General features: G+C 45.8%; 9 protein-coding genes. All 9 read left to right on the forward strand.

Annotation, left to right across the window (positions count from 1 at the left end; all coding sequences use genetic code 11):
- The first annotated feature begins 5 nt into the window (after nt 1-5).
- The 9 genes from HMPREF1548_RS19850 (at nt 6) to HMPREF1548_RS19890 (ending at nt 14,023) form a co-directional block, all read left to right on the forward strand.
- Complete coding sequence (locus HMPREF1548_RS19850; RefSeq protein ID WP_035323009.1) at nt 6-2,570, forward strand: hypothetical protein; 2,565 nt, start codon at nt 6-8, stop codon at nt 2,568-2,570.
- A gap of 58 nt (nt 2,571-2,628) precedes the next feature.
- Nucleotides 2,629-4,002: an FAD-dependent oxidoreductase gene (locus tag HMPREF1548_RS19855; RefSeq protein ID WP_021638290.1), complete on the forward strand. Its 1,374-nt coding sequence runs from the start codon at nt 2,629-2,631 to the stop codon at nt 4,000-4,002.
- A gap of 18 nt (nt 4,003-4,020) precedes the next feature.
- Complete coding sequence (locus HMPREF1548_RS19860) at nt 4,021-5,400, forward strand: FAD-dependent oxidoreductase (RefSeq protein ID WP_021638291.1); 1,380 nt, start codon at nt 4,021-4,023, stop codon at nt 5,398-5,400.
- Between the two features lie 60 nt (nt 5,401-5,460).
- Nucleotides 5,461-7,137, forward strand: coding sequence for a thiamine pyrophosphate-dependent enzyme (locus HMPREF1548_RS19865; RefSeq protein ID WP_035323011.1), 1,677 nt, complete (start codon nt 5,461-5,463; stop codon nt 7,135-7,137).
- 184 nt (nt 7,138-7,321) lie between these two features.
- Nucleotides 7,322-8,467 (forward strand): CdaR family transcriptional regulator, encoded by a 1,146-nt coding sequence (locus tag HMPREF1548_RS19870; protein WP_021638294.1) that lies wholly within the window; start codon nt 7,322-7,324, stop codon nt 8,465-8,467.
- A 185-nt stretch (nt 8,468-8,652) separates the two neighbouring features.
- Nucleotides 8,653-10,131, forward strand: a complete 1,479-nt coding sequence (locus HMPREF1548_RS19875; protein ID WP_021638295.1) for an ABC transporter substrate-binding protein — start codon at nt 8,653-8,655, stop codon at nt 10,129-10,131.
- 80 nt (nt 10,132-10,211) lie between these two features.
- Nucleotides 10,212-11,135, forward strand: coding sequence for a carbohydrate ABC transporter permease (locus HMPREF1548_RS19880; RefSeq protein WP_021638296.1), 924 nt, complete (start codon nt 10,212-10,214; stop codon nt 11,133-11,135).
- 11 nt (nt 11,136-11,146) lie between these two features.
- Nucleotides 11,147-11,974, forward strand: coding sequence for a carbohydrate ABC transporter permease (locus HMPREF1548_RS19885; protein ID WP_021638297.1), 828 nt, complete (start codon nt 11,147-11,149; stop codon nt 11,972-11,974).
- 12 nt (nt 11,975-11,986) lie between these two features.
- Nucleotides 11,987-14,023, forward strand: coding sequence for an alpha-amylase family protein (locus HMPREF1548_RS19890; protein WP_021638298.1), 2,037 nt, complete (start codon nt 11,987-11,989; stop codon nt 14,021-14,023).
- The last annotated feature ends 9 nt before the right edge of the window (nt 14,024-14,032 follow it).

Below are 14,032 nucleotides of genomic sequence, written 5' to 3' on the forward strand. Positions count from 1 at the left end.
GCATTATGGGAGAAAGCAGAAAACAAAGTATCTGTTATTTTGATGTTGAGGGATGTGCAGTTTATGGTAAAAACAAACTGGAAACTGCCATAAAGGAAGCAGGATATCAGGTTGAGGTTTTAAATCATTTTACAGAAAAAAAAGATTTGGATGGTTTTGTTCTTGTCGTAGGAAGTGTAGAGGACCAGCGTGTAGAAGTTCTTTTGAAAAGCACAGGAACAAAGCCTGTGAGAGAGCCTCAAAGCACGATTCGGAAATGGTGTAAAACTGTGGATGGAAACATACTTCTGCTTTCCGGTTCGGATCAGGTGGGACTTATGTACACCCTTTTAGAAATGGCGGAGCAGGTACGGACAGAAGGGGTGGATGCGCTTATTAACGCGGAGGATCAGACAGAGATTCCGGAGAATGAAGTCAGGTGTATGGATCGATATCTTCTGGGACATTTGGATAATGAGTGGTTTTTGTCAGAAGAATTTTGGCGTTATTATCTTGAAAGACTGGCCCAGGCAAGATTTAACCGTTTCTGTTTGATTCTGGGATTTGACACAGCTTATATGTCTCCTCCCTATCCCTTTTTTACAGAAGTAGAGGAATTTCCTCAAATAAGGATGAAGGAATTCGGTTCGGAACAAAGAGAGCAGAATTTGAATATGCTCCGTAAAATTATTTCTCTATGTCATGAGTATGGAATCCAGTTTGTTTTGGCAACCTGGCAGCAGAGACCCTGGACGACAGAACAGGATGAACTGGTATCAGGTCTGCCGGAAGACGAGAATATGCTCAGTGAATATTGCTATTGTGGTATGAAGGCTTTGTTAAAAGCAGTTCCGGATATTGATATTGTACAGTTCAGAGTGAATCATGAGTCAGGGGTGGGAACACAGGTATCTGCGGAAGCCTTCTGGAATCACTGTGCGGATGCGGTTGCCGATGCAGGAAATGAGCTTGGAAAGACATTTACACTTGATTTGCGGGCAAAAGGGCTGACGGAAACGATGGTCAGGCATGCATTTGCAAGAGGACTGAAGGTAGAAGTGCCTACAAAGTACTGGTGTGAACATGCAGCCTTGCCATATCATCTTTCTACAATGCGAAGCGAAGAGCTGGCACAGCTTGATAATTTTAATCATTCACGAAGATATTCTTATGCGGACATGCTGAAAAAGCCCCGGTATTATAATGTGATTTTCAGATTATGGAACTATGGGTCAACCAATCTGTTTTTATGGGGAGATGCAGATTATGCAAGACGTTTTTCCAAGAGCTGCAGTCTGTCCCAGGCTGCCGGATTTCAGGTTAATGCACCTTTATCTCTGAAGTATGGACATGAATTATCACATAAGGAAGCATGGAATACTTTTGCAGATGAGTCATTACGTTCCGGTAAATGGGAAGATGAAAGGTTCTGGATGTGGTATACGATGTTTGGACGGCTGGGCTACCGAACAGATACACATGAAAAGGTATGGCTGAGGGAATTTGATTCCCATTTTGGAAAAGGGAGAGGAAAGATTCTGGAGCAGGCGCTTGCAGAGGCCAGCAAGATTATTCCGATGATTACAACAGTACATATGCCGGTTCATCCGTCACTGCGTTATTGGACTGAGATGAGCACAGGCTTTGCATTGTTCGATGAAAATAATTTATATTCTCCGCAGAAGTATGATTTTCAGAGCGGGATCACTTACGGTTCTACAGAACCCAGTGATCATGGAATGTTTTACGGTATAGAAGAGTATGTAAAGGATTGTGTGAATGGAACAATGGCTGGTAAATATACACCTGTGCAGTATGCGGGATGGCTTCAGACATTAGCTGACGGTGTAGAGGAAAAAATCAGCCAGGCGCAGGCTGTACCGGAAAAAGGAGATAATGCGGAATATAAGGCCTTGCTGGTTGATCTCCGTATGCTTTGTGATATGGCAAGATATCACGCATATAAAATCAGAGCAGCGTTAGAACTGGCCTGGTGGAAACATAATAAAGATACAGCACATTTAAAAGCATGTGAAACTCTATTCAGGAGAGCTCTGAGATATTGGGAACTTCTTTCAGAAAAAGGGGATAAGGCTTACTATCATGATTTGGATTTCAGTTCCGCGGGTTCCAAAACACGACGTGGTACCTGGAGGGATTTGAAAAAAGAACTTGAGGCGGATTTGAATACAATAGAAAAATTATTGGACGGGGCCTCTGTAACTGATACCTTGTATAAAAAGGAAAAAGAAGAAAAAGAATTATGTTTGTCTTCAGAGTTTCCGGCAGAGGTAAAAGCCGGCAGTGATATCAGAATCAGAGTCAGCAAAACTGGTGTTGGAATATGGCCGGATACCCCGGTGCTTCATTACAGACATGTTAATCAGACAGAAGGATTATTCCATACTTTGGTAATGACAGAAACAGGGGAAGGGTATGAAGCAGTAATTCCGGGTGAATATGTGACAGCAGACTGGGATCTGATGGTATACATCACTGTTCAGAAGAGAAATGGTATTTGCAGTATGTATCCTGGAATCTACAATCCGGTATATCCTTATCCTTATCATGTAATTACAGTAGATGATTGATGTATATGATATGAGAATTAAATTATAAACGCAGCAGAACATAAAGGTAGGATTTGTAATGGAAAAAAGATATATAAAGGAAGAAAAACAGACTCCTGTAAATTACTTATGCGATACGATTGTAGCGGGAGGAGGTACAGCAGGCATCGTGGCAGCAATTGCTGCCGCGAGAAACGGAGCCAAAACGATATTAATAGACAGATATGGCTTTGTGGGCGGAACCATGATCAATGGTGCGGGCCCGCTGCATAGTTTTTTTAACCTGTATAAAGCGTTTCCCGGTGTGGAAAAGGTACAGGTGGTCAGAGGAATTCCTGATGAAATAATAGAACGAATGAAACAAAAAGGAGGATCGCCCGGACATCTGGAACAGGAAAAGGGCGGCAGCTATGATTCGGTAATTACTTTAATTGATTGGGAAATATTCAAGGAAGTAGCATTTGAGATGTTGGAGGAATGCGGTGTCACGGTGCTTCTTCATACGATGGTTGCAGATGTAATTAAGGATGAGGATCGGATTACCGGTGTTATTATCGAAGGAAAATCCGGAAGAGAAGCCATATTGGCAGAAAATGTGATTGATACAACCGGTGATGGGGATATTGCAGCAATGGCGGGTGCTCCATTTGTAAAGAGACATGATACAACATCTGTCGGTATGCCTTTTGGAATGATGAATGTAGATATGCCGAAACTTCTGCATTTCCTGGAAGAAAATGATATGGTCAACCAGTTAATCCGGGCGGACAAGGGCAGTGAAACGGATGATGTAATACGTCTTGGCTTCGAATTGAAAAAGATACCCATTTTCAAGGAATACATGGAAAAAAGCGGTATGTGGGGGCCTCTGGGATTTTCATTATATGAAGGAAACTATGGTTATATTAATGCCGCTAACCTGAGAGCTGTGGATGCAACAAATACTGAGGAATTAAGTAATGCGGAAATTAAGCTGCGTCGCCAGATTATGACGTTATCCAGGATGCTTCGGGAACATGTACCGGGATTTGAAAAGGCCTATGTGAGCTGGACGCCGGTGGGGGTTGGTGTAAGGCTGACAAGGGTTATAGAGTGTGAGCATGATATGTCACTTGATGAGATTGTGAACGGAAAGAGATTTCCGGATGAAGTAATGCTGTATGGATTCCATGACTGCGCGCCGCGTATCATGATTAAGGACGGCAAATATTATGGAATCCCTTATCGGGCACTTCTGCCTAAAAAAGTGGAAGGTCTGCTTGTGGCTGGCCGTATGATTACCAGTGAATGGGATGCACATATGTCAACAAGAAATACGGTATCCTGTATGGCTCAGGGACAGGCTGTAGGGACTGCGGCAGCACTTTGCGCAAAACAGGGATGTCTGCCAAGACAGCTTGATGTCGATAAGCTGCGGGAAGTTTTGAAGGAGCAGAATGTCTTTTTAGATTAGGAAAAGGGGAGCAGGACTATGGAATATGTACTTCAATCGGAAAGAAAATTTCCTGCGGGCAAGTACGATGTTATCATCTGCGGGGGTGGAACGAGCGGCGTATTTGCGGCAATAGCGGCAGCCCGAAAGGGGGTAAAAACAGCACTTGTTGAAAGTAAAGGGTATGTGGGTGGAATTGCAGCAGAGGGAGGCTGCGGACTTCATAGCTTCTATAATTTATGGAAGGCGTTTCCTGGAACTGAAAAGAGAAAAGTCGTAAGAGGGCTGCCGGAAGAAATGATTAATAGACTGACGGCGCTGCATGGGGCATCCGGACATAATGAAACTTTAATGAATTACGGTTATGATTCAGATACACTTTGTGTGGATGTGGAAGTGTACAAATATGTAGCAATGCAGATGCTCCATGAAGAAGGTGTTGATATCTATGTCAATACTATGGTGGCGGAGGTATTGACGGAAGGCAGCAGAATTACCGGGGTGGTTATTGTTAATCATCAGGGCAGCCAGGTATTGCTTACCAAAATGGTTATCGATTCCACCGGATATGGAGATGTATGTGCCAGAGCAGGTGTGGACTATACAGAACCCAATGATTATGCAGTCGCAAACAGCATGGGTATTGGGGGTATAGATATTGATAAGTATTATCAGTTCCTGAAGAAGAATGATGCTTTAAAAGAATATGCACTTGGACCACGAAGCGGCCGGGACGGGCAGATTATACGTGTTGACGGTAACTGGAATAAGCTTGATCCTAATTTTGGGAAAAAAGCAGCCGAGCTTGGAATGCATACTGTGACAACAACTTTACATGATAATTATTTTATGTTTATTAAGCTAAACTATCATATGCCGGTAAGCCCGACAGATGTAAAAGAGCTATCCGCAGCCGAGTTTGAATTGCGAAGAAGGCAGTTTGAAGCGTTAAAACTTCTGAAAGAGGTCATTCCGGGGAGCGAGAATGCATTTATTGCGAGAACAAGTCCGGCAGTCACTATCAGAAGAGCAAGATGTATATCATGCGATTATGATATCTCCAACGAGGAAGTGATTAACGGCGTACATTTCAGTGATGACGTATTTTCTTATGGTTTTCATGATGAAGCGCCGCATTTCCAGGTGAAAAATGGTGAAACCTACGGTTTCCCGTACCGTGCAATGCTGGTTAAGAATATGGAAAATCTGTTTGCTGTTGGTATGATGGTTACTTCTGATCACCATGCACATATGTCAACAAGAAATACAGTCTCCTGTATGGCTCAGGGGCAGGCCGCCGGAACGGCTGCGGCACTGTGTGTTAAGCTGAAAAAGGATAACGTCAGAGATTTACCTTATAAGGAACTGTATGCAACTCTTAAAGCTGATAATGTGTGGTTTGATCAGGATCGGCAATAAGAACTTATTCAATTAAATAATAAATTAAATGTGCTGTTTAGCATGTGGATAGGAGTAATTATGAGAGTAAAAGCAGCAGAAGCAATCGTTCAGATTATGGTAAAAGAAGGAATTACAGATGCTTTTGGAATACCGGGAGCAGGTATTAATCCGGTGTATAAATATTTAGAAAACGCACCTATTGCTCATTATGGGATGAGACATGAGGAGGCTTGTACTCATGCAGCAGATGCATATTTCAGAGCCAGCCACAAAATTGCACTTGCGATCTGTACTGCAGGCCCCGGAGCCACCAACTTTGTTACAGGTTTATATACAGCCAATATTGATTCCATTCCGCTTCTGGCAATTGTAGGACAGGCCAATACATGGCAGTTGAGTCAGGATCCGTTCCAGTGTGTTGATATGGTAAGCATTGCTGACACTGTTACAAAGAAGGTGTTCCGTCCTATGAAAGCCGAAGAAATACCGGAAATGATGAGAGAAGCTTTTTATCTGATGAGAGAAGGAAAGCCCGGCCCGGTACTGATAGACTTCCCGCTGGATGTGCAGATGGGGGAATTGGAATTTGATATAGATTCCTACGAACCTAAAGAAATTAATAAAGTAATGCCGGATCCTGAAAAAATTGAAAAAGCGATAGAGATGCTTTCGGAGGCTGAAAATCCGCTTATCATCATGGGCGGTGGTGTACGTCTTGCAGAAGCAGAAGAAGCATTGATTCGTTTTGCGGAAGAATATCAGATTCCTGTGATCACAACCTATATGGCTAAAGGCGGAATTCCTGAAAATCATCCGCTAAATGCCGGCCATGCGGGAATTCAGGTCGGACAGCCAATCGGTAATAAATATCTGCTTGATTCAGATGTTGTATTGGGTATCGGATGCCGTTTTTCCGACAGGCATACAGGTGATCTGAAGGTATACCGCGGAGACAGAAAATTTATACATATTGATATCTGTGAATCCCAGATAGGAAAGGTATTCGAACCGGATCTTGGTATTGTATCAGATGCCGCTGAAGCGATTAAGCTGCTGGAAGAGACTGCGAAGGCAAAGAAGCTTAAGAACTTTTCCAATGAACGTGTGGCTGTTCTTCCGGTATTACGCGAGGAGATGGCAAGAAAGACGGATTATGACAATGTTCCAATTATGCCGCACAGAGTATTCCATGAAGTAAACAGAGCCTTTGATGAAAATACCATGTTTACCACAGGATGCGGAATTGTCCAGATTTGGTCGGGGCAGCTGCAGAAAATAGATAAACCTGGTAAATATTTACCCTCTGGAGGCGCCGGCACACTTGGTTTTGAAATTCCTGCCGCGTTCGGGGCGAAGGTAGCCCATCCGGAAAACTATGCAGTTACAGTTCTTGGTGATTTTGGATTTACCTTTATGGGAGAGGAAATTGCAGTAACAACGGTTTTTGATAAACCTATTATTGTTGTTATTGTAAATAACGCTAATCTGGGGCTAATCCGTCAGAATCAGAAGGGAGCTTATGGTTTTGAGTATGCGGTTGGTATGCCGTATAATCAGGATGGCACGATTGATTACATTAAGGTGGCGGAAGGCTTTGGATGTATGGGCGAGCGTGTTTTTACTCCTGAAGAATTACAGGCAGCCCTTGAAAGAGCAAAAGCTGCGGGTAAAACTTATGTGATTGATGCAATTTGTGTAAAAGAACAGCTGTGTGATATGGGAAATTCTATTGCAGCAATTAAATCCTGGGCATAATGTCAGGAATAGACGGTAAATAGTCAGAGGCAGACGGTATAATATCCGTCTGCCTCAAATTTGTATTTTTAAACCAAATTGTTTGGCCTGTTTTGTTTTTCAAAACCTAATTGTTATTTTTAGAAAATGTTATCATACATAAATAACAATAGGGAAAAAACAGCGGAAAAGTTTGGAGAATACAATGATAGATGCATTACTGGCCAAAAAATTTATTGAAAGAATCACCCAGTACACGGAGTACAATGTCAACATTATGGACGAAAAGGGGATTATTATCGCCAGTAAAAACACCTCCAGAATCGGCACCTTCCATGAGGTGGCACTGCAGATTATCCAGGGGGATAAGGACACTATCATAGTGGATAATGAGAACACCCAGTTCGGCGTAAAAAAGGGCGTCAACATGGCCATTTATTATAAGAAGCGGAAGGAAGGGGTCATCGGAATCACCGGGGATCCGGACGAGGTCATGCCGATTGCATTGGTTATCAAGATGTCGGTGGAGGTCATGCTGGAGCACGAGCTGTTCAAATATGAGAAAATGCAGCGGCGGAATCTGAAGGAGCAGCTTCTAAATATCATTCTTTATAATGAGGATTTGCAGAGGGAGGACTGGGAACGATTTATGGAGCCTCTGCAGCTGAAGGAGGATATCATCAGGATGCCTGTGCTGATAAGCATACAAGGCGGCAGGGATTTGAGGGAAAATGTGCTGAGCGCCTTCCGAAACGGCAGGGAGCATTCCTCCCAGGATTTGATCTGCCTGACCAGGGATGGGGACATCCTTTTATATAAAGCCCTGAATCACCCGCTTCCGGAGCTGATGAAAAATTATAAATATGTGGTAGGGGAAGCCATTGGCGACGGACTGCGGTATATGAGGAGCGCGGGATGCTCCTTTACCGTTTATGTCGGATCGTTCCAGAGTGATTTTATGAATTACCGCATGGGCTATGGGCACTGCCGGTGGCTGAAAAAGAACATGGGAAGGGGCGGCAGCTTCTATTTTTATGATCACTGCAATATGTATTTCATGTCGGTCCTTCCGCTGACGGAGCTGCAGGTGGCCTACTATGCCATTGAAAAAAATTTCGGGGACAAGTTTGTGGACAGCTTTAAGGAAATTATGGAGGCGCTGCGCATGGCCAATTTTAATCTCAACGATGCAAGCAAGCTTCTGCATGTACATAAGAACACCCTGATTTACCGGCTGGATAAAATAAGGGAGATACTGAATGTGGATCCGCTGGGCAATAACAACGACAGGGAATTTGTAAACGGCTTTTATTACTATTTAAAAAGAAAAGAACAGATATACCAGGTCTGAAGCAGAGCCTTTCCGGCTTTGGGTATGCGGCGGCCGGGTTCCAAGAGATGCCTTTGATTTTTGTATTTGAAAAACAAAAATTAAAGGCATCTTTGTTTGCGTAAACATGGGAAAAGCCTCCTTCCCTTCCTATAATGTAGATACAATCTCAGCAAGAGATAAAAAAACAAACGGGAGGGAATTCAATGAAAAATTACAAAAAGATTCTTGCGATGATTCTTGGCACGGTGATGACGGTATCCATGCTGGCAGGCTGCGGCAGCGCAGACAGCAGCCAGACACAGGCGCCTGCGGAAACAGGAAAGGAAACCACAACGGATGCGGCGGAAAGCACGGCGCAGACAGCGGAAACAGGGACACAGAGCGTGGAAGCAAATACCGAATTCAGCGGCACGCTGAAATTGTACGGCCCCGGACTTTTCACAACAGTTGGTGAGGAAGGAAGCACGGATATCGTTACCGGTATTTCCAAGCCCGGCTATAATGTGGTGATTGACAGATGGAAGGAGCTGTATCCCAATGTGGAGCTGCAGATAGAAACCATTCCCTGGGATAACTGGAAGGCTGCCTGCCAGACGGCGGCCCTGTCGGGAGATGTTGATATCATTCTCCACGGAGCATCCATTGTGCCGATTTGCGAACCTCTGACCGCGTATCTGGAAAAGGATCCGCAGGTAAAGGATGCAGTGGGCATGATGGCCATGAGGAAAAATTCCGAGATCGCGCCTCTTTCCGAATATGTGCCTTACGGCCTTACCGTGAATGTCAATCCGGTTATGGTAGTGATTGATAAGGAAATCCTGGAGCATTACGGACAGGCAATCCCGGATTATGAAAACTGGACCATGCAGGACATCATGGAAATTGCCAAGGCTACCACAGGAACCGATCCGGTAACCGGGAAACAGACCTACGGCATGAGCATGATCGCTGCGGCAAGCGCGAATAAGAATTATATCTGGGCGTCCAGGGCTGTGAACAATGATATTTATGAGTGGGGCGACAGCCTGAAAAATACAAAGGTTAACTTTGTGAATGACAAGACAAAGGAAGTGTTCAATTATCTGACAGAGCTTTCCTCTTATGCAAGCCCGGACTACATTGAAGGGCTGGATATGGCCAACGCCTATACACAGGACAATAACCTGGCTATGTTCATTATCGAGGATGTTTACAGCGCTTACAACACAATTAAGGCAGCCGGACTGGAGGATAAATATATGCTGGCAGCCCTGCCCAAGATTGAAGACGGCGAATTTAAGGGAATCACCTCCAGCCATATGGGCGACTGGAACATGGCAATCTGCAATACCAGCACGCAGAAGGACCTGGCCTGGGAATTCATGAAATTCATGGTAATGGACGATGTGGTACAGCAGTGGATTCTGGATACCTATTGTATTCCTGCCAATAAAGAGGCAAGCGGCAAGCTGGGCGAGTATATGCCTGCGGATTATGCGGATCCCATTTCCTATGTTGTAAGCACCAGCCCGCTGGAATTCAGCGCTTCTGCAAACAACTGCTACGACAGCAGCAACTTCGGCACCTTTGCCAATGACCTGACAACCGTGCTGAATGAAATGTTCCAGGGCAACATGGATGCGGACGCTGCCATGGAATACGTAAAGAAAAATCTTGACGATTATATGAGCACATTAAATTAAACCAAGTTAAGGCTATCTGGTCAGGAACCGGAAAAGCATCTGCTTTTCTGGTTCCGCTTATCATAAAAGGAGTTTGTTCAATGAAAGACAGACAGGCGTTGAAATTAAAGATTAAAAAGCAGCTTGTGTGGTATTCCTTTATATTCGTCAGCATCATTACCCTGATCGTGCTGACCTACATACCGATGCTGACTGCCATCAAGTACAGCTTTCATGACATCCAGGTCCTTGGCTTCGGCGAGGATAAATTCATAGGCTTCCAGAATTACGAAAAGATCATGCATAACTCTTCCTTTGTAAAATCCATAGGTAACACCTTCCTGCTCGCCCTCATGAGCCTGGTATCCATCCCTATCGGATTCATCCTGGCCACGCTCATTAACAATGTGGGGAAAAACAAATGGCAGAGCTTTTTCAGGGTGGGGTATTATTTCCCCAATATCATAACGGGTGTCAGCGTAGTGCTGATTTTCCAGGTGGTGCTGAAGGCAAACGGCGGGCTTTTAAATAACGCGCTTTCTATGCTGACGGGCCATGAAGTAGCTATCGGCTGGCTCTCGGATTCCCATTATTCCAGATTCGGCGCAACAATCCTGAGCGTATGGGGAAACATCGGTTATTCCATGCTGATTAATCTGGCAAGCCTGCAGTCCATTCCCAGTGAAATCTATGAAGCGGCGGAGGTGGACGGCGCAAATGCCTTGAAACAGTGGTGGTACATTACCATCCCTCAGATGACCTCCTGCTTCGCCTTCCTTTTTATCACCTCCATTATCAACGGACTGGCCAGGTTCTCGGATCTGTTCATCATCGGCGGCAATACCTCGGCAGGACGTCCCGGCGGCACGCTCCAGACGATTCTGATGTATATTTACCAGTTCAGCTTTGAAAGCCCTCAGTATGGCATCGCCTCTGCGGGAGCCATGATATTGTTTGTCCTAACGTTTGTAATCACGTTAATCAATCTGAAAATGACAGGATTCTTTAAAAAGAAAGAAGCCTGAAAGGAGCATCTATGAAGCGTAAGAAAATTAGGAGAGTTATATTAATCACTGTACTGCTGCTTTTGCTGGTGGTGATTCTGATTCCGCTTGTATGGTGTATCGTTCTTTCTTTTGACAGAAAAGCATTGTCCACACTGCCGGAATTTTCACTGCTGCCCCATGAGTTTTCTCTGTTTAACTATGAGGTAGCCTTCAATACCATACCGCTTGTAAGATATTATATGAATACGATTTTTGTTACCGTGGTACATACCTTCCTTGCCGTATTTTTTGCCCTGATGTGCGGTTATGCGTTTGCGAAAGGGAAATTTGTGGGAAAGCAGTTCTGGTTCATTTTCATGCTGGCGGTTATGATGATCCCTTTTGAATCCAGGATGGTGCCTCTGTATCTGCAGTACAAGAGCTGGGGACTTCTGGATACCTATGCGCCGCTGCTTATGGGAGCCTGCGCTTATGTATACGGCATCTTTTTTGCAAGACAGAATATTGAGGCAATCCCGGATTCCCTGAGAGAATCCGCATATATTGACGGCGCCAGTGAATGGAGGATTTTCCTTCAGATCATTATTCCGCTTTCCAAGCCGCTCATCGCAACCCTTTCCATCCTGCAGATACTGAGCAACTGGAACAGCTATCTGTGGCCTCTGGTCGTGATCAGAAGCTCCGAAAAGCAGCTGATATCCGTAGGTGTTTCCGTTTTCAACGCCCAGCAGGACTCCATTTATTACGGCCCCAGAATGGCGGTTGCCGTAATCAGCGCCATCCCGCTGAGCATCATGTTCCTCTTCCTGCAGAAGTATATTGTGCAGAGTGTGGCGGTAAGCGGCATTAAACAGTAAAGGAAAACAGCAATGGAAAAACAATGGTGGCAGGAAGCCTTAAGAGTGATTCAGTACAATCTGCAGATACAGGACACGGCTCAAATGGATCCTGAGGAAATCGCAGCAAAGGCCCGTGAGGCGGGGGCCAATGCTGTGGTAATAAATGCGGGGGGAATCTACGCCTGGTACCACAGCAGGATCCCTTTTCATCATATCAACGAATATCTTCCTGCGAAAGGGAAGCTTCTGGAGGATCTGATCCGCTGCTGCCATGCGCTGGGGATTAAGGTTATCGGCAGGTTTGACTTCAGTAAAACCGATGATGTGGTTTACCTGCAGCATCCGGAGTGGTTTGTGAAGGACAGGGAGGGAAAGCCCGTATGCTACGGAAGCGGCCGTATGGGCAGCTGGTCGCTGCTGATGTCAACCTGTATTAACGGCGGATACAGAAATGAAGCGTTTGCCGTGAAGGTGATGGAGGAGGCTTTGGATTGCCTGAAGATAGACGGTATTTTCTATAACGCGCCCCATATGGAGGAGTGTTACTGCGAGAACTGCCGGAGAAAGTATCGCAGCCTGTATGCAAAGGAGCTTCCTGAAAATAAGAAGGACTGGGAGCCGGACTGGCAGACGCAGTGCCTTAAGGATAATATGAAACTGCTGTACCGCATCGTAAAGGAACGCAGAAAAGAGGTTCCGGTCATTCTTTACTATGGCACCTACCGCGAGGATGGTACGGGGCTGCCGGAGAATCTGGATCTGCGGTATGAAACGGCGGATATGGTATGCACGGAGGCGCAGGACATTCTTTCCGCGGGAAAGAAGAGGCTCCCTTTTTCCTGGAAGCCTACGCTGAACATGAAGCTGGGGCAATATGCGGGGGAGGCGCCCAGGCCCTTTGGGATCATCCATTCCTGTCCCGGTATGGACTGGAGGCATACGGGGCTTCCGGCGGCGGAGTATGAATTCTGGCTGAGCCAGATTCCGGCGGCCAACGGACAGCTGTGGCATTCGCTCACCGGCTTTGATGCGGTGATTACCGACAAAAGGCTGCTTGCGGTGATGAAAAAAGTGACCCATAAGGCGGCGCTTTCCGACAGCCTGATGCAGGGGGCGGTATCTGCGGCCCGGACCCTTCTTCTGTGGAATGCGGGCATCAGTGAGCTGGGATTTACCCAGGGACTGATGGACTGCCATATACCTTTTGATATCATGGATATCTGGCATATGGATTTGGATCGGATGAAGACCTATAAAACAGTCATACTTCCCGGAGGGTTTCCCACAGACAGCGCTGTAACGGATATTCTGGGAAAATACGTGGAAGCGGGCGGAAGCCTTTATGCGGAAAAGACGGATGCCGCAATTACGCAGGCGCTTGCCGGGCTTTTGGGAATCCGGCCGGAAGCTTGCACGGGGCATGGCATATCGGCTGCCTACGGCGTTTTGGAGCCGGAGGGTGAGGTGTTGAATCAGGCGCTTACGGAAACAAAGTATATTCCTGTGAAAGGGGAGCTTCTTTATGTGTCGGCAGAAAAAGAAGCGGTGAAGCTGATGACATTCATCCCACCCTTTGCACCGCCGGACGGCGTGGGGGCGCCGCCGGAACGCGCCGGCCTGCCGGTAACCCATACCGGGATCCCGCTGCTGCTGGAAAACAGAGTGGGAAAAGGCAGGGTACTTACCGGATTTTTTGAACTGTCCCGTCTGATGCTGGAGATTGGGTTAGAGGATCAGAAACAGCTTTTTGGGAACTGCATTTCCTATCTGAACGGTGAGGAGACGGAATTTGACGGGGCTTTGCTGCCGGAAGGGATTTTTGCCTATCCTTACCGGGCAGGGGAGAAATTCCTTGTGCATCTGGTAAACGGCGTGGGCAGCCGTCCGCTGAAGAATACTGTGGAATGCCATCATCTGGAGTTTGCAGTCAGGGGCTGGAAGGAGGGGAAGGTATCCCGTGTTTTTTCCGCACTGGAGGGCGCGCCTGTTTCCTGGGAGGAAAATGACGGCTGGATCCGGATACGATTGGAAAGCCTTCTTGTTTGGGATATAATTGTAATGGAGTAAAGGAACCAT

Source organism: Clostridium sp. KLE 1755 (assembly GCF_000466465.2).
Taxonomy (GTDB): domain Bacteria; phylum Bacillota; class Clostridia; order Lachnospirales; family Lachnospiraceae; genus Eisenbergiella; species Eisenbergiella porci.